23 protein-coding genes are annotated in these 25,522 nt (G+C 59.9%); 2 read left to right on the top strand and 21 right to left on the bottom strand.

Annotated features, from left to right (window positions below; all coding sequences use genetic code 11):
* Positions 1–60 precede the first annotated feature (60 nt).
* The 21 genes from WCA85_RS12595 to WCA85_RS12495 form a co-directional block, all read right to left on the bottom strand.
* Positions 61–600, bottom strand: a complete 540-nt coding sequence (locus WCA85_RS12595) for a F0F1 ATP synthase subunit delta (RefSeq protein WP_424064285.1) — start codon at positions 598–600, stop codon at positions 61–63.
* Between the two features lie 2 nt (positions 601–602).
* Positions 603–1,073, bottom strand: a complete 471-nt coding sequence (locus tag WCA85_RS12590; protein ID WP_424064283.1) for a F0F1 ATP synthase subunit B — start codon at positions 1,071–1,073, stop codon at positions 603–605.
* 138 nt (positions 1,074–1,211) lie between these two features.
* Positions 1,212–1,481: a F0F1 ATP synthase subunit C gene (gene atpE / locus WCA85_RS12585; protein ID WP_007180033.1), complete on the bottom strand. Its 270-nt coding sequence runs from the start codon at positions 1,479–1,481 to the stop codon at positions 1,212–1,214.
* 85 nt (positions 1,482–1,566) lie between these two features.
* The gene (gene atpB / locus WCA85_RS12580) at positions 1,567–2,418 is read right to left on the bottom strand and encodes a F0F1 ATP synthase subunit A (RefSeq protein WP_424064277.1); all 852 of its coding nucleotides are present in this window, start codon (positions 2,416–2,418) and stop codon (positions 1,567–1,569) included.
* Between the two features lie 153 nt (positions 2,419–2,571).
* A complete protein-coding gene (locus WCA85_RS12575) occupies positions 2,572–3,117 on the bottom strand; it encodes an ATP synthase subunit I (protein ID WP_424064275.1) in 546 nt (181 codons plus the stop codon).
* A gap of 281 nt (positions 3,118–3,398) precedes the next feature.
* On the bottom strand, positions 3,399–4,547 hold the full coding sequence (locus WCA85_RS12570) for an SLC13 family permease (RefSeq protein ID WP_424064273.1): 1,149 nt from the start codon (positions 4,545–4,547) through the stop codon (positions 3,399–3,401).
* Between the two features lie 12 nt (positions 4,548–4,559).
* Positions 4,560–5,447 carry a ParB/RepB/Spo0J family partition protein gene (locus tag WCA85_RS12565; protein WP_424064271.1) on the bottom strand — a complete coding sequence of 296 codons (888 nt, stop codon included), beginning with the start codon at positions 5,445–5,447 and terminating at the stop codon, positions 4,560–4,562.
* Positions 5,448–5,485: 38 nt separating this feature from the next.
* Complete coding sequence (locus tag WCA85_RS12560) at positions 5,486–6,256, bottom strand: ParA family protein (protein WP_424064269.1); 771 nt, start codon at positions 6,254–6,256, stop codon at positions 5,486–5,488.
* A 65-nt stretch (positions 6,257–6,321) separates the two neighbouring features.
* Positions 6,322–7,017: a 16S rRNA (guanine(527)-N(7))-methyltransferase RsmG gene (gene rsmG, locus WCA85_RS12555; RefSeq protein ID WP_424064267.1), complete on the bottom strand. Its 696-nt coding sequence runs from the start codon at positions 7,015–7,017 to the stop codon at positions 6,322–6,324.
* A complete protein-coding gene (gene mnmG, locus WCA85_RS12550; protein WP_424064265.1) occupies positions 7,014–8,972 on the bottom strand; it encodes a tRNA uridine-5-carboxymethylaminomethyl(34) synthesis enzyme MnmG in 1,959 nt (652 codons plus the stop codon). Before mnmG ends, rsmG begins: the two co-directional genes overlap by 4 nt.
* Before the next feature lie 173 nt (positions 8,973–9,145).
* The gene (locus tag WCA85_RS12545; protein ID WP_424064302.1) at positions 9,146–9,898 is read right to left on the bottom strand and encodes an ABC transporter ATP-binding protein; all 753 of its coding nucleotides are present in this window, start codon (positions 9,896–9,898) and stop codon (positions 9,146–9,148) included.
* A gap of 11 nt (positions 9,899–9,909) precedes the next feature.
* Positions 9,910–11,694: an ABC transporter permease subunit gene (locus WCA85_RS12540; protein WP_424064264.1), complete on the bottom strand. Its 1,785-nt coding sequence runs from the start codon at positions 11,692–11,694 to the stop codon at positions 9,910–9,912.
* A 4-nt stretch (positions 11,695–11,698) separates the two neighbouring features.
* Positions 11,699–12,754 (bottom strand): branched-chain amino acid ABC transporter permease, encoded by a 1,056-nt coding sequence (locus tag WCA85_RS12535; RefSeq protein WP_424064262.1) that lies wholly within the window; start codon positions 12,752–12,754, stop codon positions 11,699–11,701.
* Positions 12,755–12,946: 192 nt separating this feature from the next.
* The gene (locus tag WCA85_RS12530; protein ID WP_424064260.1) at positions 12,947–14,107 is read right to left on the bottom strand and encodes an ABC transporter substrate-binding protein; all 1,161 of its coding nucleotides are present in this window, start codon (positions 14,105–14,107) and stop codon (positions 12,947–12,949) included.
* 213 nt (positions 14,108–14,320) lie between these two features.
* Positions 14,321–15,487, bottom strand: a complete 1,167-nt coding sequence (locus tag WCA85_RS12525) for an ABC transporter substrate-binding protein (protein WP_424064258.1) — start codon at positions 15,485–15,487, stop codon at positions 14,321–14,323.
* Positions 15,488–16,059: 572 nt separating this feature from the next.
* Complete coding sequence (locus WCA85_RS12520; RefSeq protein WP_424064256.1) at positions 16,060–17,031, bottom strand: branched-chain amino acid ABC transporter permease; 972 nt, start codon at positions 17,029–17,031, stop codon at positions 16,060–16,062.
* Entirely contained in the window at positions 17,031–17,915 is an 885-nt protein-coding gene (locus WCA85_RS12515) for a branched-chain amino acid ABC transporter permease (RefSeq protein WP_424064254.1), read from the bottom strand. The genes WCA85_RS12520 and WCA85_RS12515 overlap by 1 nt, the downstream gene beginning before the upstream one ends.
* Before the next feature lie 153 nt (positions 17,916–18,068).
* The gene (locus WCA85_RS12510; RefSeq protein WP_424064252.1) at positions 18,069–19,283 is read right to left on the bottom strand and encodes an ABC transporter substrate-binding protein; all 1,215 of its coding nucleotides are present in this window, start codon (positions 19,281–19,283) and stop codon (positions 18,069–18,071) included.
* 49 nt (positions 19,284–19,332) lie between these two features.
* Entirely contained in the window at positions 19,333–20,091 is a 759-nt protein-coding gene (locus WCA85_RS12505; protein ID WP_424064250.1) for an ABC transporter ATP-binding protein, read from the bottom strand.
* Complete coding sequence (locus WCA85_RS12500) at positions 20,088–20,867, bottom strand: ABC transporter ATP-binding protein (protein WP_424064248.1); 780 nt, start codon at positions 20,865–20,867, stop codon at positions 20,088–20,090. The genes WCA85_RS12505 and WCA85_RS12500 overlap by 4 nt, the downstream gene beginning before the upstream one ends.
* 242 nt (positions 20,868–21,109) lie before the next feature.
* Positions 21,110–22,825, bottom strand: coding sequence for a GMC family oxidoreductase (locus WCA85_RS12495; RefSeq protein ID WP_424064247.1), 1,716 nt, complete (start codon positions 22,823–22,825; stop codon positions 21,110–21,112).
* Positions 22,826–23,786: 961 nt separating this feature from the next.
* Between WCA85_RS12495 and WCA85_RS12490 the strand changes: the two genes are divergently transcribed.
* Entirely contained in the window at positions 23,787–24,686 is a 900-nt protein-coding gene (locus tag WCA85_RS12490; RefSeq protein ID WP_424064245.1) for a LysR family transcriptional regulator, read from the top strand.
* Between the two features lie 226 nt (positions 24,687–24,912).
* Positions 24,913–25,449, top strand: coding sequence for a class IV adenylate cyclase (locus WCA85_RS12485; RefSeq protein ID WP_424064243.1), 537 nt, complete (start codon positions 24,913–24,915; stop codon positions 25,447–25,449).
* Positions 25,450–25,522 lie beyond the last annotated feature (73 nt).

Genomic DNA, 25,522 nt, shown 5'->3' with positions numbered 1-25,522 from the left:
TATTCGCTCCTGATAGTCAATTCTGTTGCGTGCCAGCCGCTTCAGCGCTTACGAAGCGCTTCAGGCCGTCAGAGCCGTCTGCATGCTGGCAAGCCGCGCGCGGACCGAGGTATCGAGCACTTCATCGCCGACCGTCACGCGCACGCCGCCGATCAGCGACGAGTCGACCTCGACCACTGGCTTCAGCTTGCGCTTGAACTTGCGTTCGAGACTTGCGACGAGTTCGTTCAACTGCTCGCCTTCGAGCGGGAATGCGCTGACGATCAGCGCATCGGCCGCCCCTTCGCGGGCGTTCTTCAACTCTTCGAACTGCGTGGCGATTTCCGGCAACAGTTGCAGACGGTGGTTGTCCACCAGCATTTGCACCAGATTCTTCGCTTGCGCGTTGTCCTTGAGCGGCGACTTGACCGCGGCCAGCAGCAGATCGCTGACCTGGGCGCGGCTTACTTTCGGGCTCGTGGCGATCGACAGCACTTCGGGCAGACGCGCAACCTGTGCCAACTCCTGCACGAACGTGGACCAGGCGGCGATGTCACCGGCTTCGGCCACGCCAAACAGCGCTTCTGCGTACGGACGGGCGATGGTTGCAAGTTCGGCCATGATCAGAGCTCAGCTTTCAGTTGATTCAGCAGGTCAGCGTGAGCTGCCTGGTCGACTTCGCGCTTCAGGATCTGCTCAGCGCCCTTGACTGCGAGAGCAGCAACTTCGCCACGCAGCGCTTCGCGCGCCTTGACGACCTGTTGCTCTGCATCAGCCTTCGCTTGCGCGAGGATACGGGCGGCCTCAGCTTGTGCCTGAGCCTTGATTTCGTCAGCCAGCGCGACAGCGCGCTTTTCGGCATCAGCGATACGCTGTTGGCCGTCGTTGCGCGCCTGCGACAGTTCCTGGTCGACACGCTTATGAGCCGCTTCCAGTTCCGCCTTGCCCTTTTCAGCGGCAGACAGACCTTCGGCAATCTTCTTCGCGCGCTCGTCGAGGGCGTTGACCAACGGCGGCCACACGAACTTCATCGTGAACCACGCGAGGATCAGGAACACGACCATTTGCGCAAACAGGGTTGCGTTGAGATTCACGGTGTTTCCTTAAACGTTGCTAGTTCGGAAAGTGAAACGGCAAGGCGCTCATCGATTCTGTATTCGATCAGCGCCCGAGTGCCCGTTCCGCCCTGCGCCTTTACCAGTTATAGCTCAGGCGCAAACTTCCGAGGAACCTCAGCCTGCCAGCTTCGACAGCAGCGGGTTCGCGAACGCAAACAGCATTGCCACACCAACGCCAATCAGGAACGCCGCGTCGATCAGACCAGCCAGCAGGAACATCTTGGTTTGCAGCGGGTTCATCAGTTCAGGCTGACGAGCACACGCTTCGATGTACTTGCCACCCATCAGGCCGATACCGATACAGGCGCCGATTGCACCCAGGCCGATGATGATGCCGATACCGATGGCGGTCAGACCCTGGATGTTGGCGATGAAAGCTTGCATGATCACTCCTTTGTGAAAAGTCTTATGGAACTGGTTGGAACTAGGATTTAAAAACTTAAAGCGATTCTTTGGTCGACAGCACAGGTTAGTGCTTGTCGTGTGCCTGGCCGAGATACACCAGCGTCAGCATCATGAAAATGAACGCCTGCAGCAGCACGATCAGAATGTGGAAGATCGACCATACGGTACCGGCGATCACATGGCCGACAAAGCCAAGCACCGTCGTGTCCGCGCCGAAGCTCCAGAGGCTGCCCAGCAGGGCGATCAACAGGAACAACAGTTCGCCCGCGTACATGTTGCCGAACAGCCGCATGCCGAGCGAGACCGTCTTTGCGACGAACTCGATAATGTTCAGTGCCAGGTTCGGGATCCACAGGAGCGGATGCGCGCCGAAAGGAGCGGACAGCAGTTCGTGCGCGAAGCCGCCAACGCCCTTGATCTTGAGGTTGTAGTAAATCATCAGCACGAACACGCCAAGCGCGATGCCGATCGTGCCGTTCAGGTCGGCAGTCGGGACGATGCGATGGTGCGGAATGACTGCAGACAGACCCAGCCAGCCGATCACACGGCCCGGCAGGTCGACGGGGATGAAGTCGAGCGAGTTCATCAGGGCGACCCAGACGAACACGAAGAGCGCGAGCGGCGCAATGAAGGTACGGCTGCCGTGGATCATCGACTTGGATTGATCTTCGACCATTTCGACCAACATTTCGATGGCGCATTGGAAACGACCCGGCACGCCGGGGGTCGCCTTGCGAGCAGCAAGATGCAGGATGAAGATCGTGACCAGACCGCAGACGATCGACCAGAACAACGTATCCAGATTCCAGACGTGAATATCGAAAATCGACGTCTGGTGCGCGGTGGAAAAGTTCTGCAAGTGGTGCGCGATGTACTCGGACGGATCCATCGCGCGCGTTCCTTCGCTAGCTGCCATATCGTTAATGCCACCCAAATTGTCGAAAATCAGTCCGGGCTGCTCCCGCCGCAATACTGTATTGCGGGAACACGCCGGCACGAGTCATGTCATACTCGCGCGCCTTATGCCAGCGCCATGCGCCAGCCAGTATGTGTTGCGTTACGTCGCCGCTCACCGCCAGGCGAGCGCGATCCAGTACGTCTTCAACGCAATGAGGTAGGTCACGAGCAGCGGCACCCAGCGTACGTCGTGATACCAGAACGCGATGGCTACAAACATCGCGATCGTTGTCCCCATCTTGAGCGCTTCGCCGATCATCCAGCTCATGACTGTTTCAGCGCCGCTCAGTGTTCTTAGTCGCGCCGCGAACAGCGCGCCTGGCACCCAGCAAATTGCTCCCCCCAGGAACGCGGACAGCGCAGCAGCGCCCGGCGGCTTGTAAAACAGCCACCACACCAGCGTAACACCCAGGGACAAAACCATTTGCGCAGCCACGACCTTGAAAGGCGTAACGCGCGATGGACGACTCACGTTCGGACCAAACAGCTTTTCGGCCTCAGCCCGCGTGAGCGGAACGATATTGTTATCTTGTTGCTCGCCATCCCACGCTTCGTCGCGAGTGACTGACTGACCGGTGGCCACGGCGGAAACGGTGCGTGCTTCGCGGTGTTCGTCGTGCCCATTCTTCGGCGCTTGATTCGACGTTTTAACCGCCATCGCAGTGTTCCGAAAGTCGTGTTCCAGCCCGTTAGCTTACGCGGTACTTACGGGGTTGTCGTGCAATTAAATCCGGGCGATTGTAAGCGATAGTTGCAGGCAATTCAAGACTTTAGGCCTTTCAATAAAGCGCGTGAAAAGCCACTCCATGATGCGGAAGAGCAGGTTTTGGACCCGCAAGGACGTCAACTGTAAGACTGTCGGGCGATCGCAAAAAAGGCTGCTTAAATCAGCCCGTTTGGCTGTACGAGGTGTAGCACGATGACGCTATTATGTCCGTGTCATATATGCAACAGAAGCCAGCCACCTACTGCCCCACCAACCAGCCAGAACGGCACGGCGTAAAGGTGGAACGGCATCCACATACCGCGCTCGTTTGAAAGCCGAACGGCGATCAGGTTGGCCAGCGAGCCAATCGCGATGCCGAATCCGCCCACACTCACGCCAAATGCAAGCGCGCGCCAATCCTTGGTGAACTCGGCGAGCATGATTGCAGCCGGCACATTACTGATTCCCTGTGAGAGAACCGCCCCTGCGGCATAAGCGCGCAGCGGCGTGGCGAGGCCCAGTTGGCCCACCGTTTGATGGACCCACGGCAGCGCTGCGACGCTGCGCAACACGATGAACATGAAGACGAAGATCAGCAGGAGCAGCCAGTCGATCTTGAGCACGACTTCGCGCCGCCAGATGAGGAAGCCGACCATGACGCCCGCGAGTCCGATACCGGCGCGGTGAGAATCCGCCAGCAGGACGAAGGCGACAAACAGCAACGCCGCGACGCCGACCAGCGTGCGGTCTACCGCATGCGGCTCAGCGTCCTTGGACAGGTCGAGCGGCGCGCCGCGAAAACTGGCCGCTGCCAGCACGTAGAGCATCACCATCAACGCGGCACACAGCGGCGCCAACGCCCAGACAAAGCCGCCAAATGAGACCCCGCTCGTCTGCCACAGAAACAGATTCTGCGGATTCCCAAGCGGCGTCAGAATCGAACCGGCATTCACGGCCAACGCGATAAAGATCACGAGGCGTTTGATTGGTAATGGCGTGAGCTTGTGCAGGGACAAGGTCAGCGGGACGACCACGAACAGCGCGACGTCGTTGGTCAGCAGTGTCGAAAGCGCGGCAGCGAGACCGATCAACAGAAATGCAAGGCTGCGCTCCGAGCGAATGTGGTGTACGACGCGGTGCGCCATCCACATCAGGAATCCTGATAATTCGACGGCCTTCGTCAAAATCAGGAGTCCTGCAAGTGTCAGGACGGTCTGCCAGTCAATTAGTCCGGGGAGCGAAAGCCATGGGCGCGGGTGGAGACACTGCAGCGCGATCAGTGCGACAACAAGAACCGACAGGACCGGTTCTTTTGCCGCCAAGGAGATCAGCTTGCGCAGCGGGTTTCTTGATGTTTGAGCGTCGTGTTCTGCAGTGGTCACGGCAACCCGCGATCACGCGGTCGCGTTGCCGCGCAGTCGGACGAGAATGCCCTCCAGCGCGTCGAGGTCGCCGAAATCCACAAGCACCTGCCCGCGACCACGGCGGCCGAGCTTGATCTTGACCGTTGCGGCCAACAAGTCCGATAGCTCTTCTTCCAGACGGCGCGTGTCCCGGCCGCCATCGTTACTGGCCTTCGCCTTCACGGCCGGTACGGCCTTGGTGGTCGTGGTCACCAGCTTTTCGGTTTCACGCACCGACATCCGCTTGTTGACGACCTGATTAGCGAGCGTAATCTGCGTCGCGGCATCAACGGCCAAGAGGGCGCGGGCGTGGCCCATATCCAGATCACCGGCGAGCAGCATGGTTTGCACAGGCGAAGCCAGATTCAACAAGCGCAACAGATTCGACACCGCACTGCGCGAACGCCCTACCGATTCTGCCGCCTGTTCATGCGTAAAACTAAACTCATCGAGCAGGCGCTGGATGCCTTGCGCTTCTTCAAGCGGATTCAGGTCTTCGCGCTGAATGTTCTCAATCAGCGCCATCGCGGCGGCGGCCTGGTCGGGCACATCCCTGACCAGTACTGGCACCTCATCGAGACCGGCAAGCCGGGCCGCGCGGAAACGACGCTCGCCGGCAATGATTTCGTACTTGTCCGCCGAGACAGGACGAACGAGGATGGGCTGCATCAAGCCTTGCGCGCGAATACTGGCGGCGAGTTCCTGGAGCGCGCCCTCGTCCATGCGAGTCCGCGGCTGGTACTTGCCGGCCTGTAGCTTGCCGAGCGGCAAGACGTTCGGCGCACCCTCGATCTTCACCGCCTCGGTGATGTCCGCGCTACCGCCGAGCAACGCTTCCAGCCCCCGGCCCAGTCCCTTCTTTCTTGCTACAGCGTTCATCGTGCTTCCTCGATCTGCTTGGGATGCCTGGCCGCGCGTTAAATCGCGCGCACCCGTTCAATCATTTCCGCGCCAAATTGCACATATGCCTGAGCGCCGCGCGAAGCCCGGTCGAACACCACGCCTGGCAGCCCGTAGCTGGGCGCCTCGGCAAGGCGCACATTGCGCGGGATGACGACGTCGAATACCTTGTCGCCAAAATGCTCTTTCAGTTGATCCGAAACCTGTTGTTGCAAGGTAATGCGTGGGTCGAACATGACCCGCAGCAGGCCGATCACCTTTAGATCGCGATTCAGGTTCGCATGCACCTGCTTGATGGTGTTGACGAGGTCAGATAGCCCTTCGAGCGCAAAGTACTCGCACTGCATCGGGATCACCACGCCGTGCGCGGCACACAAGCCGTTGAGCGTTAGCAGGGACAATGCTGGCGGACAGTCGATCAACACGAAGTCGTAGTCGCCCACCACCGCAGCCAACGCATCCTTTAACTGACGCTCGCGGTTTTGCACGCTAACCAGTTCGACTTCGGCCCCAGCGAGTTCACGGTTGGCGGGCACCACGTCGTAGGTCACAGCTTCGGGACGCATCCGCGCATCTGCGATCGACACGCCATCGACCAGCACTTCGTAGACCGTGTTTGTACACGCGGCCTTGTCGATGCCGCTGCCCATTGTGGCGTTACCTTGCGGATCCAGATCGATGAGGAGAACACGTTGTCCCTGCGATGCGAGGCTCGCGGCGAGATTGACTGTTGTCGTCGTCTTGCCGACGCCGCCCTTCTGGTTCGCAACGCAGAAGATTTTTGCCATCTTTGGTGTGTCCCTTTTTGCAACCTAGATAAGTCGGAATACGCTTGTGGCTGGCTAGCCGCGGCTCAGTGCCCGGCGTCCAGCACGACTTCGATGAGGTGGCGCTCGGCATCGAGAGACGGCACCTTGAGCCGGATGATCTGTTTGGCCTGCGCGCCGGCCGGCAGCCGCTCAATCTCGCCATCCGGGCGCACACCCTTCATGGCCCAGATCGCCCCTTGCTCCGCGACCAGATGACGGGCCAGTGTAACGAAATCCGCGAGCTCTGCGAATGCGCGAGAGACAATTACATCAAATTTAGCCGGCACTTCTACACCCGGCTTCAGTGTTTCAACGCGACCGGTCACAACGGAGAGATTGTTGAGAGCAAGCTCTGCTTTTGCCTGCGACTGGAACGCCGTCTTCTTATGGACGATGTCGTTGAGCGTCACCGTCCAGTCCGGCAACACAATTGCGAGCACGATGCCGGGCAAACCGCCGCCCGAGCCCACGTCCAATACCGACGACGGCCCTCGGCCAACAAGATGCGGCACGATCGAAAGCGAATCGAGAATGTGCTGGATCAGCATTTGCCGCGGATCGCGGATCGCCGTGAGGTTGTATACGGCGTTCCATTTGCCGAGCAGGGCGACGTAGTCGAGCAGCTTGCCGAGTTGCGCCTCACTGAGATCGAGTCCCAGTTCATCGACACCTTGCACGAGCAATGTCGCCAGCGCTTCCCTGCTATCGGCCCCGCCGAAACCCTTTTGCCCTGCCGTCATTGCGTCACCGGCGTTGAATCGTTACCCGTGTCGGCCGGTTTGGTAGTCCGACGTCCGAGACCGCGTTTCAGGTGAACCATCAATAGCGAGATCGCTGCGGGAGTGATGCCAGAGATGCGCGATGCCTGCCCGATGGTTTCCGGGCGGAACTGGGTGAGCTTCTGACGCGCCTCAAATGACAGACCACGTACCTCCGCATAATCAAGCCCATCCGGCAGGCGGGTGTTCTCATGCGACTCATTGCGTTCGATTTCGCCAGCCTGACGCTCGATGTAACCCTGATACTTGATGCCGATCTCGATCTGTTCCTTGATTTGCGCCAACAGAACGTCGTCGTCGGCCAAGACTTCGGTAGACGCGCAAGCGCCTTCGCGCAAACCGCAGACGCCATCGTATGTCACACCCGGGCGCCGCAGCAGATCGGCGAGACTGTATTCATGATCAATCGCCTTGCCCAGCAATGCCGTCGCCTCTTCCACGGACAGCGTCTTGGGGTTCACCCAAGTCGTACGCAGGCGCTCTGTTTCACGTGAAACAGCGTCGCGCTTACGGCTGAAAACGTCCCAGCGCGCATCGTCTACCACGCCCAGTTCGCGGCCGATCTCCGTCAGACGCATGTCTGCGTTGTCTTCGCGCAGGCTAAGGCGATATTCGGCACGGCTCGTGAACATCCGATACGGCTCCGACACGCCGCGTGTCACCAGATCGTCGACCAGCACGCCGAGGTAAGCCTGATCCCGGCGCGGACACCACGCGTCTCTGCCCTGTACGTGCAACCCGGCATTGATCCCGGCGAGCAAGCCTTGAGCGGCGGCCTCTTCATAACCGGTCGTTCCATTAATCTGGCCCGCGAAGAACAGCCCATTGATCACCTTCGTTTCTAGCGAAGCCTTCAGCCCACGTGGATCGAAATAATCGTACTCGATCGCATAGCCCGGCCGCAGGATGTGCGCATGCTCGAGGCCGACCATCGAACGCACCAGTTCCAGTTGCACATCAAACGGAAGACTGGTCGAGATCCCGTTGGGATAGAACTCGTTGGTGGTCAGGCCTTCCGGTTCCAGGAAGATTTGATGCGACTCTTTCGACGCGAAGCGGTGAATCTTGTCCTCAATCGACGGGCAATAGCGCGGCCCCACCCCTTCGATTACGCCGGTGTACATAGGCGAACGGTCGAGACCGCCGCGGATAATGTCATGGGTGCGTTCGTTGGTATGCGTGACCCAACACGGCACCTGACGCGGATGCTGCTCGACACGGCCCAGAAATGAAAAGACCGGTACAGGATCAAGATCGCCGGGCTGTTCTTCGAGCTTGGAGAAGTCGATCGTGCGCCCATCTATACGCGGCGGCGTCCCCGTCTTAAGTCGGCCTTGCGGCAGCTTGAGTTCCTTCAGACGCGCGGACAACGATACCGCGGCAGGATCTCCAGCACGCCCGCCCGTGTAGTTGTTAAGACCCACATGGATCTTTCCGTCGAGGAACGTCCCAGCCGTCAGCACGACCGCGCGCGAACGGAAGCGGATCCCAACCTGCGTGACCGCGCCCACTACGCGATCCCCTTCCACCATCAGGTCATCCACAGCTTGCTGGAACAGCCACAGATTCGGCTGATTCTCGAGCCGGTGACGAATCGCCTGTTTGTAGAGCAAACGATCCGCCTGGGCACGGGTTGCCCGCACCGCCGGGCCCTTCGACGAGTTCAGGATGCGGAACTGGATACCGCCCTCGTCCGTAGCTGCGGCCATAGCGCCGCCAAGCGCATCGACTTCTTTGACCAGATGGCCCTTGCCAATGCCGCCTATGGACGGATTGCAGCTCATCTGACCGAGGGTTTCGATGTTGTGGGTCAGCAGAAGCGTCTTGTTACCCATGCGGGCGGACGCCAAGGCGGCTTCCGTGCCGGCATGACCGCCGCCAACGACTATTACGTCAAATTCAGTGGGATAAAGCATGCGGATATCACGCCGCGACAGCGCGTGAACCTTCTAAAGGAAAAGTATGGGCGAATTATAGCGGGTTCGCTTTAGGCCCGAATTTCGTCCGAATGGCCAGGTCACAAAAAAAAGCGATGTGTTTCACGTGAAACACACCGCTGAATTCGCCGCTGCCCCTTCTGCCGCGGCCTCTAAGCCACTTTTTTGGTCAAACCGAGATAGGTTTCGATAACACGCGGATTTTGCGCCAGATCCGCCGCCGGCCCTTCCAGCGCCAACTCCCCTGTCTCCAGCACGTAGCCGTAATCGGAGATTTGAAGCGCCGCCCGCGCGTTTTGCTCGATTAACAAAGTTGCGACACCCGTCTGCCGCAGCGCGCTAACGATGTGAAAAATCTCCTTCACAATCAGCGGGGCCAAACCGAGGCTTGGCTCATCCAGCATCAGCAATTCCGGCTTGCCCATCAATGCGCGCCCCACTGCCAGCATCTGTCGCTCACCGCCCGACAATGTGCCTGCCGCCTGCTTGCGGCGTTCCTTGAGGCGAGGAAAAAGCGTAAATACCGGCTCAAGTTGATCGAGGTAATTTCGCTCCCCGGCTCGCTTCCGCCGGTAGGCGCCCAGCACGAGGTTGTCTTCCACGCTCATCGTCGCAAACAGCTCACGCTTCTCCGGCACGAGACACATGCCACGCGCGACGCGCTTTTCGACTGGGATCGCGCTGACATCCTCGCCGTGATAAACGATTGCACCCTTGGCATGCCCCGTCACCGGCAGCGCGCCCATGACCGCGTTAAGCAGCGTGGACTTTCCCGCGCCATTGGGTCCGATCACCGAAACGATTTGCCCCGGCCGCACCTTGATCGCTGCGCCGTGCAACGCCTCGACCTTGCCGTAGCGAACCGATAAGCCTTCCACCTCGAGAATCGGCACGGCGGAGTTCATCATTGTCCTCATCATTCCACCCCGCCCAGGTAAGCTTCAAGCACCGCAGGATCCTTTTGAACGTCTTGCGGCAGACCTTCCGCAATGCGCGTTCCAAATTCCATAACCACCAGGCGATCAGTCAGATTCATCACAAAATCCATGTCGTGCTCGACGAGCAAAACGCTCATCCCCTCTTCCTTCAGCCTGCGCAGCAAATCGGCTAGCTGCTGCTTCTCCTGATAACGCAGACCGGCAGCCGGTTCGTCCAGCAGGAGTAGCGTCGGATCGCAGCACAGCGCGCGAGCAATTTCCAGAATGCGCTGCTGACCCAACGCCAGGCTGCCCGCCTCGTCGTACATATGCGCCTCGAGACCTACGCGTCGAATCTGCCGCGCCGCTTCCGCCATCAACCGCCCTTCCTCGGCGCTGTTTAGCTTCGCGACGCTGCGCCAGACGCCAGCATGGCCTCGCAAGTGCGCGCCAATCGCTACGTTCTCCAGCACGCTCATCCCCCGTAGAAGTTTGACGTGCTGGAATGTGCGGCCAATCCCCCGTTTGACGATTTCACGTGAAGTCAGGGAATCGATGCGATGGCCACGGAAGGTGATCTCTCCGCTCGTGGCCCGCAGCACGCCTGTCACCAGATTAAAGGTTGTCGACTTGCCTGCGCCGTTTGGCCCGATCAAGCCAATGATCTCTCCCGCCCTGACCTGGAAGCTGACGTCATTCACCGCCACCAGACCGCCGAACTCCTTGCGTGCCTTTTCGACGCTCAGGAGCGTTTCGCCTGTATCCGGTTTGCTGCGCTGCGGCAACGGCTCCGCCTGATCCGGTACATGCGCCTGCGGTCCACGTGGGAACAGGCGCGCCACGTAGGGCCAGACACCTTGTCGTGCGGATTGCAGCAACACGACCATCAGCACGCCAAATACGATCACTTCGAAGTTGCCGCTCTCGCCCAGCAGTTTCGGCAGCAGGGTCTGCAAATAGTCCTGCAGGATGGTCAGAATGGCCGCGCCGAGCACCGCGCCCCATACGTGCGAAACGCCGCCCACCACGGCCATGAACAGGAATTCGATGCCGTGGTTAAGGCCGAACGGCGTCGGATTCACGGCGCGTTGCAGGTGAGCGTAGAGAAAGCCAGAGATCGAGGCCAGCACCGCTGCGTAAACGAAAATGACCACTCGCATCCACGCCGTGTTGACGCCCATCGCTTCGGCCATAGCACCGCCGCCACGCAATGCGCGTATCGCCCGCCCCGGTCGGCTATTAAGCAGATTTTGAACAGACACCACCGCGATGAGCACCACTACCCAGATCAGGTAATAGATATGGCGTCCGGACTCCAGGTTGATACCAAACACATTGAGGACCGGAATGCCGTTGATGCCGTCGTACTTGCCGAGAATATCCAGATTGCCGAACAGGTAGAACAGCGCCAGTCCCCATGCGATCGTGCCCAGTGGCAGGAAGTGCCCGGAGAGCCGCATCGTCACCGCGCCAAGCATCAGCGCGATCAAAGCTGTCAGGATGACGCCGGCAATCAACGCGAGCCATGGAGACACGCCGTACTGCGTGGTCAGGAACGCCGTCGTATAGGCGCCGACACCGACAAAAGCAGCCTGTCCAAAGCTGGTCATGCCGCCAATGCCCGTCAGCAATACCAGCCCAATCGCCACGATGGCATACAGGCCGATGTAATTGAGCAGCGTCACCCAATACTCGGGAACGTGAATCGGCTGCGGCAACACCGGCAACGCGAAAATCACCACAAGGAACAACCAGAAGAACTTGTTTTGCATGATGAGTCTCATCGTGTCACTCCTCGTCCTCTTCGGCGTGCGGGCTCGCGAGACTGCGCCACAGCAGCACCGGGATGATCAGCGTGAACACGATCACTTCCTTATAAGCGCTCGCCCAGAACGACGAGTACGACTCCAGCAGCCCCACCAGCACCGATCCTGCCGCCGCCAGCGGGTAGCTGACCAGTCCACCGATGATCGCCCCCACGAAGCCCTTCAGGCCGATCAGGAAGCCTGAGTCGTAATAGACGGTGGTCAGGGGCGCGACGAGGATGCCGCACAGCGCGCCAAGGCCCGCAGCGAGCGTGAACGCGAGCCGGCCGGCCTGAGTCGTGCCAATACCAACCAGCCGCGCACCGACCCGATTGACGGACGTCGCGCGCAAGGCCTTCCCTGAGATCGACCGGTCGAAGTACAGGTAAAGCGCCGCGATCAGCACCACGGCCGTACCGATCACCCACAGGCTCTGTCCAGAGATGGAGAGGCTGCCGAGATTGAAGGTCGCGTCGGAAAAGGCATTGGTCCGCGAGCCCTCAGCACCGAACATCACAAGCCCAAGACCCACCATCGCAAAGTGCGCGGCCACCGCGACAATCAGCAGCAACAGCGTCGTCGCCTCTGCGAGCGGCTCGAAGGCCAGCCTGTACACGAACGGCCCCATCGGAATGACGATCAGTAGCGTGAGCGCAATCTGCGCGAGCATCGGGAGCGGCTGCGCGAACAAGCCGTGCGTCACCTCGTACACGGCAATCGGAAACAGCAGATACTTGCCCGCCAAGGTGATCAGCGTACGTGCCGCATTACCGCGCCGCGCCGGATGCCGTACAAGGCCCGCTGTCTCGACCACGAAACACGCCGCGCCCATGGCCATCAATAACCAGCAAGTGGCCGGAAACTTCTGCGACTGCAGTGCGGCAAGTGTCAGCGCACCGTAGGAGACGAACTCTCCTTGTGGGATAAAGATGACCCTCGTCACCGAAAACACCAGCACCAGCGCGAGCGCGAGCAGCGCGTAAATCGCTCCGGTGGTGATGCCGTCTTGTGCGAGGATCGCCGCTATTGATAGATCCATACTTCCTCGTCCTGAAACGTCGTAATTGAATCGCGGGAAACGATCGCGGCAACAGGCGTGTTGTTGACCGCAAACGGGTAAAGGGGAAATCGTACTGTCCGAAAAATAAGCGCCGCGTCGGAATACGGCGCGGCGGTTTTTGCCACATTGTTATCGACCACAAAAAAGCGCAGCGCCGCGCCCTCTGCGTCTTCAATCGCTTTGCAGCTTCCACTTCCCGTCCACAATCTCCACGATCACCCGTGCACGATCGTCGAGACCGTTGTGATCGGTCGGCGTGGTGTTCATGATGCCGTGCGCGAGTGGCAGATCCTTCAGGTTCTCGAGCGCGCTACGCAGTGCCTCGCGGAACGCTGGTGTCCCGGGCTGAGCCGTCTTCAACGCCTCGGGAATCGCCCGCTGCAGCATCTGCCCTGCGTCCCATGCGTGGCCGCCGAATGTCGACACGGAGCCCACGCCGTAGGCCTTCTCATATGCGCCTTTATAAGCAGCAGACGATTTCTTCACTGGATTGGAATCCGGCAATTGCTCCGTGACTAGAATCGGGCCTGCAGGCAGCAGTTCTCCATCGCAATCCTTGCCGCACACGCGTAGGAAGTCGTTATTGGCGACACCATGCGTCTGATAGATCTTGCCCTTGTAACCGCGTTCTTTCAGCGATTTGGCGGGTAACGCCGCCGGCGTCCCGGAACCCGCAATCAACACCGCGTCGGGATCCGACGAGACGATCTTCAACACCTGTCCTGTCACTGACGTATCCGTGCGGGCGTAGCGCTCGTTGGAAACCACCTTCAAATGATGCGCAGACGCCGCCGCGCTAAAGACGTTGTACCAGTTCTCGCCGTAAGCATCCGAGAACCCGATGAAACCCACCGTCTTGACGCCGTGCCGCTCCATGTAGTTCGCAATCGCGTCAGCCATCAGGCTGTCGTTTTGCGGCGTCTTAAAGGCCCATGCGCGCTTTGCGTCCATGGGCGCGATGATCGCCGCCGACGCCGCCATCGAAATCATCGGCGTCTTGCCCTCCGAAACGGGGTCGAGCATGGCGAGCGAATTCGGCGTCACGGTGGACCCAATGATCGCGTCGACATGATCCTCGTCGATCAGCTTGCGAGTGTTCTGCACCGCCTTGCTTGGGTCCGTTGCATCGTCGAGCACGATGTACTGCACGCTCTTGCCGCCGATCTCTTTCGGCAGCAACGCAATGGTGTTCTTCTCAGGAATCCCCAGCGATGCGGCCGGCCCCGTCGCCGACACCGTCACCCCGATCTTGATCTGCGCGAATACCCCGCTCGCGCCACACATCAGCGTGAGCGCGATAGCTGCGCGGGCCCACTGCCCTGTCTTTTTCATTGCCTGTCTCCGAACGCCTGATGCGTTTATCGTTTTATCGCGTGTTGCCCGCTATGATCCGGCTTCTGGGCCGAGTGTCTGAATCTAGTGACCACGTCCTGGTGTGCCAAGCATGGTTTTCCCTGCTGCTCATGCAGATGTCTGCGAGCAACAAAAAAGGCACGTCAACTGCACGCGCCTTTTATACCCATCAATTCGTAGCGTCGCTTTCGCTCAGTCGCCGGCGAGCTTCCACTTACCGTCAACGATCTCCACCATCACACGCGCCCGCTGATCGAGACCGGCATGGTCGTTGGCGCTCATATTGAAGATGCCGTGCGACGCTGGCAGGTCTTTAGTACTTTCGAGCGCCGCCCGCAGCGCTTCCCGGAAGGCCGGCGTCCCGGGCTGTCCCTTCTGCAGCGCGATTGGAATTGCACGTTGCAGCAACAGGCCCGCATCCCACGCGTGACCGCCGAAGGTGGACACCGAACCCGCGCCGTACGCGGCTTCGTACGCGTGCTTATAAGCCAGCGCGCTCTGCTTGACGGGATTCGCGTCGGGCAACTGGTCGGCAACCAGCAACGGACCCGCAGGCAGGAAGGTGCCTTCGCAATCCTTGCCGCATACGCGCAGGAAGTCGTTGTTGGCCACACCGTGCGTCTGATAGTACTTGCCCTTGTAGCCTCGCTCCCTGAGCGTCTTCTGCGGCAGCGCGGCGGGCGTGCCGGCGCCTGCAATCAGCACGGCATCGGGGTTCTGCGACATCATCTTCAGCACCTGGCCGGTGACTGATGTATCAGTGCGCGCAAAGCGTTCGTTGGCCACGATCTTGATCTTCGCCAGATCCGCCGCCTTGCCGAATTCCTTGAACCAGTTCTCACCATACGCGTCAGCAAAGCCGATGAACGCCACCGTCTTCACGCCGTGATTCGCCATGTGCTGAGCGATGGCTGTGGCCATCAGGATGTCGTTCTGCGGCGTCTTGAACACCCATGCGCGCTTTGCATCCATTGGCTCGACGATGGAGGCCGCTGCGGCCATTGAGATCATCGGTGTTGATGTTTCTGCGGCGACATCGATCATGGCGAGCGAGTTCGGCACGACCGTGGAGCCGACGATTGCATCGACGTGGTCTTCGCTAGTGAGCTTGCGGGCGTTCTTGACGGCCTGGGTGGAGTCCGTGGCGTCATCAAGCACGATGTAATCAATTTTCTGCCCCGCCACCTGCTTCGGCAGTAACGCGATCGTGTTCTTCTCAGGAATGCCGAGCGAGGCCGCCGGACCCGTCGCCGACACGGTCACTCCGATTTTCACGTCCGCGAATGCATGGCCGCTTAATGCCGCCGAAATACCGGTGGCTACCCATGCCGCACTCATCCATCGCAATGCCGAATTCATTCCGCTCCTCGTGCTACCTGTTAATTCGCTTGAATTGAATTTACCCGCTCGTTTGCCCGCCGATTTCTCAGCCTTGTTAGCCTGCTCATTTGACGGCTAAAACCCCAGCCCAGCGGTTAGCGAATGGCGAGTTTAGCGGAGGCCTGACGCCTGCGGCAAGCGTCTTGCAAGGATCAGTGAGGGTGAAGAGGCAGCGGACGAGGCCGCAAAAACGAGGATCGATTTGACGCGAAAACGAGTATGAAACTCAACGAGCAATTTCATGAAAGCACAAATAAAAAGCGCTGTTGGATATCAATCCAACAGCGCTTCCGTCTGGGCACTTAGTGCCTCATGTCTCCTCGTTCTCCACCTGCAAATTCGGTGTTCATCAGAACTGGGTGAAGATTAAACAACCGCCCCCATCCGGACAACTAGCATTTACCCTAGTGGTGCATCGCAGCACTGTATTGGGGCACGTTTTGCTAGTTTTGCTACATCAGCCGCCAGCCGCCTATTAACGACTCTTAGCGACCCACTCGCCACTTTGCGTCGGACACCGAACTAATTGTGCACGGCGGGTCCTCGTCCCATCACGAACGCAACGGTCGAACCCGCGCAACGATCTCTCCGACAATGCCACGCCGGAACGCGAGCACGCAGGCAATGAAAATCAAACCCGTGACTATGGTCGCCGATTCGCCGAGCGAATCGAACCATTGAACCCCTGTCCATGAAGTCAACGCACCGCCAATGTCGCCAAGCCGGTCCTCGAGTGCAACGATCAGCGCCGCGCCCAGCAATGGGCCGAACAGCGTGCCCATGCCGCCCACCAGCGTCATCAGGATCACGAGCCCTGACATGGTCCAGTAAGCGTCACTCAAGGTCTCAAAACCGAGCACCAGCACCTTTAATGATCCAGCCAATCCGGCAATGCCCGCGGACAGCACAAACGCAAGCAGCTTGAAGCGATCCGTGTCGTAGCCGAGCGAGACCGCGCGCGGTCCGTTCTCCTTGATCGCCACCAGCACCTGCCCGAACGGCGAATGCACGATACGCACGATCAGAAGGAACATCAGCACCATCACCACCAGCACGACGTAGTACAGCGTGAGATCGGACGACAGGTCCAGCATCCCGAACAGCTTGCCGCGTGGCACCGCTTGTAGTCCATCCTCGCCATGCGTGAATGGTGCTTGCAAGAACACGAAATAAACCATCTGCGCGAGCGCGAGCGTCACCATGGCGAAGTAAATACCCTGGCGGCGAATCGCAAACAACCCGACGATAAGCCCGAGCAGCGTAGCCGCTGCCGTGCCCGCGAGCACTCCCAACTCAGGTGAGTAGCCGAGCGCCTGGATTGCATAGCCGGTGGTGTAACCCGCCATGGCCAGAAACATCGCATGACCGAACGACAGCAAGCCCGTGTAGCCGATCAACAGGTTGAACGCCGCGGCAAACAACGCAAAGCACAGCACCTTCATCACGAACAATGGGTAGATGCCAATGAACGGCACCGCGAGAAGCACGAGCAGCAGCAGCCCGTAGAGTGCTTTTCTTTGCATCATTTTTCCTTGCCGAAAAGACCCGCCGGACGCACGAGCAACACGAGCGCCATGATGACAAAGACGACGGTAGCCGAGGCTTCCGGGTAGAACACCCGCGTGAACCCTTCGATCACGCCCAGCAGGAGTCCGGTCAAGATCGAGCCCATGATCGAACCCATCCCGCCAATCACGACCACGGCGAACACGGTGATGATCATGGATTGGCCCATCAGCGGCGACACCTGGATCACCGGCGCGGCCAGCACCCCGGCAAACGCGGCGAGGGCCACGCCGAAACCATAGGTGAGCGTAATCATCAACGGCACGTTGACGCCGAACGCTTCGACCATTTTTGGGTTTTCAGTACCGGCACGCAGGTATGCGCCCAGGCGTGTTTTCTCGATCACGAACCACGTCGCGAAGCACACCACCAGCGATGCCAGCACGACCCACGCGCGATAGTTCGGCAGAAACATAAAGCCGAGATTGGTAGCACCGGACAGCGCCTCAGGCACGTCGTAGGGCTGTCCAGAGGACCCATAGATAGAGCGGAACACGCCTTCCACGACCAGCGTCAGACCAAAGGTCAGCAACAGCCCGTACAGATGGTCGAGTTTGTACAGCCAGCGCAGCATCGAACGTTCAATGACGATTCCGAACGCGCCGACAACCAGCGGCGCCAGTACGAGCATCACCCAGTACGGCAGATTGAAATACGCCAGCCCCATCCACGTGAGCATCGCGCCCAGCATGAACAAGGCGCCGTGAGCGAAGTTGATCACGTTGAGCAGGCCGAAGATGATCGCCAGACCCAGACTCAGGATCGCGTAGAACGAGCCGTTCACGAGCCCAAGCAGCAACTGGCTCAGCATCTCCGATAGCGGAATGCCAAAGATTTCCATTGAACCCTTAACCCGTCGTCAAGGCGAGATCGAGAGGTACGCGATCCGGCCGTGTGCGGACGCTCTCTGCCCGCACCCACCGTTAAGAACCATTGCGTCTGCCCGTTGCGCCCGAGCCGCGAAGCGCCAGCAGGCAGACAGCTTAGCCAGCGCTTATTTCCACAACGCGCAGCGTGTTTCCGCCTTGGTCGTGAAGGCCTGATCGCCAGGGATGGTCGCGGTGATCTTATAGTAGTCCCACGGTTCTTTCGATTCAGCCGGCGTCTTCACCTGCATCAGGTACATATCGTGGATCATGCTGCCGTCCTCGCGGATGTAGCCCTTGGCGTAGAAGTCGTCGATCTTCATCTTCTTCAACTGGGCCATCACCTTGTCGGAATCCGTCGAACCGACTGCCTTGACTGCGTTCAGGTACGTCGTGATTGCTGAGTAGTCGGCGGCCTGCAGGCTCGAGGGCATCTTCTTCGTTTTGTCGAAGTAGCGCTCCGCCCATTTGCGCGCGGTAGCGTCCTTGTTCCAGTACCAGCTATCGGTCAGCACGAGCCCCTGAGTGGTTTCCAGACCCAGGCTGTGGATGTCGTCGATGAAGATCAGCAACGCCGCCAGCTTCATGGTCTTCGTAATGCCGAATTCCTTGGCGGCCTTGATCGAATTCACCGTGTCGCCACCCGCATTCGCGAGACCGAGTATCTGCGCCTTCGAAGCCTGCGCCTGCAAGAGGAACGACGAGAAGTCAGACGCCGACAGCGGATGCTTCACGTCACCGAGCACCTGGCCGCCGTTGGCCTTCACCACCTCTGCGGTGGCCTTTTCCAGCGCCTTGCCGAACGCATAATCCGCAGTCAGGAAGAACCACGTCTTGCCACCCTGCTTGGTTATCTGCGAACCAGTGCCCTTGGCGAGCGCCGTCGTGTCGTACGCGTAGTGGACGGTGTACGGCGTGCATTGCTCATTGGTCAGCGTGTCCGCCCCAGCGCCTACATTGATGTAGACCTTGTGCTTTTCGGCCGCCACCTGATTCATCGACAGGCCGGTCGCCGAGTTCGTGCCGCCGAGCAGCATATCAACGCCGTCGCGGTCGAACCATTCGCGCGCCCGCGAGGCGGCAATGTCGGCCTTGTTCTGATGGTCAGCGTAGACCAGTTCAATCGGCTTGCCGTTGACCTTGCCGCCAAAATCGGCGATCGCCATACGAACCGCTTCGAGACCGCCCGGCCCGTCGATATCTGCATACAGGCCCGACAGGTCGGTGATGTAGCCGATCTTGACTGAATCGTCGGCGGCTCGCGCACCACCCGCGGTCAGCGCGACGCAGGCCGCTGCTGCAAAGCAGAACGCTGAAAGCCGCGCGAGGGTTTTAATTTTCATTCCTGTCTCCTTGTTTTCTTGCTTGTGGTTATCAGAGGCAATCGAACATCTACACGCCGAGCAGATCGTGTAGTGCCGGCATCTTGCTTTCGAGTTCGCTTGCGTTGAAGTGCTCTACGATGCCCCCGTGCTCCATCACATAGAAGCGGTCAGCGAGCGGCGCAGCGAAGCGGAAATTCTGTTCGACCATGACAATGGTGTAGCCGCGCGCCTTGAGCGTCATGATCATTCGTGCGAGCGCCTGCACGATCACCGGTGCGAGGCCCTCGGATATTTCGTCGAGCAGCAACAGACTCGCGCCGGTGCGCAGGATGCGCGCCACGGCCAGCATCTGCTGTTCGCCGCCAGAAAGCCGCGTGCCCTGACTCACGCGCCGTTCTTGCAGATTCGGAAACATTGCGTAGATCTCGTCGAGCGACATCATGTGCGCAGCGTCGCCGACCGGCGGCGGCAGCAGCAGATTTTCTTCGCACGACAGGCTCGAAAAGATCCCGCGCTCTTCCGGACAATAGCCAATGCCGCAGTGCGCGATGCGATGCGTCGGCATATTGATCGTCTCGCGCCCGCCCACGCGGATCGAACCGGTGCGCCGGCCGGTTAGACCCATGATCGCGCGCAACGTAGTCGTGCGGCCCGCGCCATTGCGCCCCAGCAGGGTGACCACTTCCCCGCGGTTCACGCTCAGATCGACGCCATGCAATATATGGGATTCGCCGTACCACGCCTGCAGACCAGCAATCTCCAACGCAGGTTCGGCAGCCGGGACACCGCTCACCTCCACGCTCTCGCGCTCAGCCATGGTGTTCATGCATGGGCTCCGGCTAGCGCAGCGTCGGCGCTGCCCATATACGCCTGCATTACCAACGGGCTCTTCGATACTTCGGCGTACGTGCCTTCGGCGAGCACTTCGCCGCGTTGCAGGACTGTGATGGTGTCCGAAATGCCGGCGATTACGTTCATATTGTGTTCGACCATCAGGATGGTGCGGCCGCTTGATACTTTCTTGATCAGCGCAGTCACGCGATCCACGTCCTCGTGGCCCATACCCTGCGTGGGTTCATCGAGCAGCATCAGCTCCGGTTCCATTGCCAGCGTGGTGGCGATTTCAAGCGCGCGCTTGCGGCCGTAGGAAAGTTCGACCGCCAAACTATCCGCGAAATCGGTCAGACCGACCTGGGTGAGCAGATCCATGGCGCGATCGTCGAGTTGACGCAGCGTGCGCTCGCTCTTCCAGAAGTGAAAGGCCGTGCCAAGCTGACGTTGCAGACCAATGCGCACGTTTTGCAACGCTGTCAGATGGGGGAATACTGCAGAAATCTGGAACGAGCGGATGATGCCGCGCCGGGCAATCTGTGCGGGCCGTTCGCGCGTGATATCAATGCCGTTGTAGACGATCTGGCCCGACGTGGGCACCAGAAATTTGGTCAACAGATTGAAGCAAGTCGTTTTACCCGCGCCATTCGGGCCAATCAGCGCATGGATCGACCCCCTGCGCACACGCAGGTTGACGCCATTGACGGCGACAAAACCCTTGAATTCTCTGGTCAGCCCGCGCGTCTCGAGAATCGTATCGCCGAGAATCATGTTCCCTTCCATGCGAAGTGAGGCGAAACATTACGATCTTCCGCGCGAAAGGCTGCGCGACGTGTGATGACGACGGCACCCCCGCGCCATTCGTTGGCGTGGTGCACCAATGCGGATAGTCATCCACGGCGCGCCACGTAGCAACGCGCCATTGTCGCGCCAATGATGCAGCGCATTCATTGGGATTTGCACTTAGTATGCGATGCGCGCCTACGGGCCGTGGCGCGCACCAAGCTTGCGTCTCACGCAATAGTCACCGGTGAGGCAGTGCGTGCCGCGGATTCTTGACCGGCCAGCCGGGCACGACGATCCTCACGAATCATGTCGCTTGCGCGCTCGGCGATCATCAGCGTCGGCGAGTTCGTATTGCCCGACGTGATGGTGGGCATGACGGACGCATCGACCACGCGCAGACCGTCGACACCGATCACGCGCAGGCGATGATCGACGACGGCCGCCGGGTCATCCGCGGTGCCCATGCGGCAGGTGCCCACCGGATGAAAGATGGTCGTGCCGACCTTCCCGGCCGCCTGCTGCAATTCTTCCTCGCTCTGGAATTCGATGCCCGGCAGGATCTCCTGCGGCCTATAAGGCGCGAGCGCCGGCGCGGCGGCGATACGGCGCGTCAGACGCAGCGCATTAGCCGCGACGTGACGGTCGTAATCCGTGGAGAGGTAGTTGGGTGCGATCAACGGGGGGGCGCTCGCCTGTGGCGAGACAATATGAATGCTGCCGCGCGAGGTTGGGCGCAGATGGCACACGGACGCAGTAAATGCATTGAAGCGATGCAAGGGTTCACCGAAGCGTTCGAGCGACAGCGGTTGCACGTGATACTGGAGATCGGGCCGCGTCAGGGAACGGTCGTTGGGGTCGGATTTTGCGAAAGCGCCCAGCTGCGACGGCGCCATCGACATGGGACCGCTCTGAAACAGCACATACTGCAAGCCAATCATCAGCTTGCCCCACCAGTGCGCGGAGGCGGTGTTGAGCGTACGCACGCCATCGACCTTGTAAGCCATCCGCAATTGCAGGTGATCCTGGAGATTCTCACCGACGCCGCGCAGATCCTGGACGACTTCGATGCCGAGGTTTTGCAGCCGGGTGCCGTTGCCGATGCCTGACAGTTCGAGCAGTTGCGGCGAGTTGACCGCACCGGCGCTTAGTATCACTTCACAGCGCGCCTTGGCGAGATAGTCGACGTCGTTGCCGCGATATTCGACGCCGACGCACCGCCGCCCTTCGAACACGACGCGCTGCGTGAGTGCGCCGGTGATGATGGTCAGATTCGGGCGCTTGAGCGCGGGGCGCAAGAATGCCTTCGACGCGTTCCAGCGAATGCCGCGTTTCTGGTTGACATCGAAATAGCCGACGCCGGAGTTGTCACCGCGATTGAAGTCATCCGTGGCGGGTAGACCCGTTTGCTGCGCGGCCTGCGAGAATGTCTCGAGAATTTTCCATTTGAGCCGTTGTTTTTCGACGCGCCAAGGGCCGCCTGCGCCATGCGATTCGCTGGCTCCGCCGTGGTAGTCTTCGCTGCGCTTGAAGATGGGCAGTACGTTATTCCAGGCCCATGAGGTGTCGTTGGTGACGCGGGCCCATTCATCGTAGTCATCACGCTGGCCGCGCATGTAGATCATGCCGTTGATTGAAGAGCTGCCGCCGAGGACTCTGCCGCGTGGATAAGAGAGTGCGCGGCCGTTCAGGCCGGGTTCTTCGCGGGTCTTGTAGAGCCAGTCTGTGCGCGGGTTGCCGATGCAGTACAGGTAGCCTACCGGCACATGGATCCAGTGGTAGTCGTCTTTGCCCCCAGCCTCCAGTAGCAGTACTGATGTTTCCGGGTCTTCGCTAAGACGGTTTGCAAGTACGCAGCCCGCTGTGCCGGCCCCTACGATGACGTAGTCGAATTCGCCTTCCAATGTTCTCGGGTTGGCACTACGTGGTTCTGATTGGGTGTTCATTTTGTGTCTCCGTAACAGGCCGTTCGTTGCTGTTCAGGCTTTGTGGCGATTTGCTTGCTTACTGTCTGGTGTTGGGGTTTTCTTGTTTTGTTGTTGGGTTGGTTGGCTTGCGGTGTTGGCCTTTTCTTGTTTTGATATTGGTTTATTTGCGTTGCCCCTGTGCGGGGCAGCACTCACTTTCTTTGTCCCCCAAGGGGACTTCCTTCGGGGCGCGGCCGCAAAGAAAGTAAACAAAGAAAGCGGCTCACACCGCCAGCTTGTAGGTGTCCACCTCTTGTTTGAAACCGGAGTGGTCCGAGACGAGATTGTCTCCCGCACAACTCGCGTTAGTGACGCAGCACTCATTCGTTCCAGCGTCGCGCTGCGCGCCCCGCCGACGGGCATAACATGTTCTGCATAGTTCACTGCAAGCCTCCAGGCATGACCACTACACGTTACAAGCCTGTCCTCTATCGTACGCACTACTTGATAAAGAGAAATGCCAAACTAGCACACGCGGCGACCGTCAACTCCGCAGACCCATCCGGCGCGCACGCAGTGCGTGGACGGGATGAATGACTGCTGTGCCACGGACGCCAGGAGTGCGAGGGCCGATCTCGTCTCGAACCACTCCCGGATTGCGAGAGTGGTGGACACCTACAGGCTGGCGGTGTGAGCCGCTTTCTTTGCTTACTTTCCTTGCGGCCGCGCCCCGAAGGAAGTCCCCTTGGGGGGGCAAAGAAAGTAAGGGCTGCCCCGCACAGGGGCAACGCTAATAAACCAATAACAGAACAAGGAACGGCCAACACCGCAAGGCAACCAAACCTGCGCGCCGCCCAGCACAAGGACAACCGCAACACAAACAGCAAACAGATCAAAAAAACAAAACAAGAAACCCGAAAACCCAAGCCTACCCGCCGACAGGCCCCCAAATCCAATGAGTAAACCTCAACCATCTCATAAGCCGCGCTAATATCACCACATGGACCTGACCTTACTGCGAGCATTCGTCACCGTAGCCAACGAGGGCAACCTCACTCGTGCTGCTGTGCAACTGCATCTCACCCAACCAGCCGTCAGCCTGCAAATCAAGCACCTGCAGGAAACACTCGGCCTGACGCTATTCACGCGAACCTCGCACGGCCTTGCCCTAACCCGCGACGGACAGGCGCTCCTCCCGCATGCCGAGCGCGCGCTCACTGCCGCCAGTGACGTCCAGCGCGCAGCCGCATCCCTACGGCACGAAGTCCGCGGCCGTCTGCGCATCGGCACGATTCTCGACCCGGAATTCCTGCGTCTTGGCGGCTTCCTCAGACAGTTGGTCGAGACCTGGCCTCACATCGAGACAGCCCTGCGACATGGCATGTCCGGCTGGGTCCTTGATCAGATTCGCGCCGGCGAACTCGACGTGGGCTATTACATCGGCCAGCCCGCGGACGATGACTCGCGCGAGCGCGCCATTTTCCATGCAGTCACGCTCACCCATTTCCAATACCGCGTGCTAGCGCCCGCCGGCTGGAAAGACCGCGTGAAAACTGCGCGCGACTGGCGCTCGCTCGCCGCGCTACCGTGGATCTGGACGCCGCCCGCTTCGGCGCATAACCGCTTGCTGTCGCGCTGCTTTGCCGAAGCGGGCGTCAAACCCGTGAAAGTCGCCGAGGTAGATCAGGAGCCGTCCATGCTCGATCTGGTGAAATCCGGCGTGGGTCTGACGCTCGCGCGCGATGCCATCGCAATCGCCGAAGCCCACGCCCACGCGCTGACCATCGTCGACGGCATCACCGTCCCCACCCAGTTAAGCTTCGTCACGCTGGACGCCCGCAAGGACGAGCCCGCCATCGCCGCCGCCCTCAAGCTGATCGAGCAGCAATGGGCGATATGAGCCACACTCATGACGACTGTGTGGGCACGCGAACAATCTCTGACGACTTAACAGCATCGTCACGCGCTTTTTGCTAGATACAGGGTTTGCGCGCAACCGCGCTTTTTTTCTTCGCGCCCCGCCTTTGCTTTCGTTTCATCCAAGTTTGCCCTTCCTGGCGCGCTTCGACCTGTACCACGCCCCACCTGAGGCCGCCGACCAATCCATCCTTCGACAGGAGCCTGACATGGCACGCAACATCGAAATCAAAGCCCGCGCACAGCAATTCGATCAGCTTCGCGAACGCGCCGCCGAACTTTCGTCCGAGGCTCCGCTTATCTTCCGCCAGCAGGATTTTTTCTACGATGTGCCGCGCGGACGCCTGAAGCTACGTCAGTTTGACGACGGCACCCCCGCAGAACTGATCTTCTATCAGCGCGACGACCGAGACGGTCCAAAGGCGTCGTACTACACGCGCAGCCCCGTGACCAACCCGGAGGCGATGCATTCGCTGCTCGCCACCGCGCTGACCACCCGCGGCATCGTCACGAAAGAGCGGCACGTCTACATCACGGGACGCACGCGGATTCACCTCGACCGGGTGGATGGCCTGGGCGACTTTGTCGAACTTGAAGTGTTGCTGGCGCAGGACGACGACGAGGAAGGCGGCCACGCCGAAGCCCACGCGATGTTCGCCAAGCTAGGTGTGCCGGAGTCGGATCTGGTGGCGGTGGCGTATGTCGATCTGCTCAGTCCTCACACCCAGCCATTACAGACGGCTTGAATGAAACAACCGGCGAGGTCCTTCGAAGGAGAGCCGCCGGTCTGGTAAGTCGGGCCCTCCTCCGGTGTGTTGC

The sequence above is a fragment of the Paraburkholderia sp. genome (assembly GCF_049581445.1).
Taxonomy (GTDB): Bacteria; Pseudomonadota; Gammaproteobacteria; order Burkholderiales; family Burkholderiaceae; genus Paraburkholderia.
Note: the sequence above shows the minus strand (reverse complement) of the source record. Positions and strands in the feature narration are given on the sequence as shown.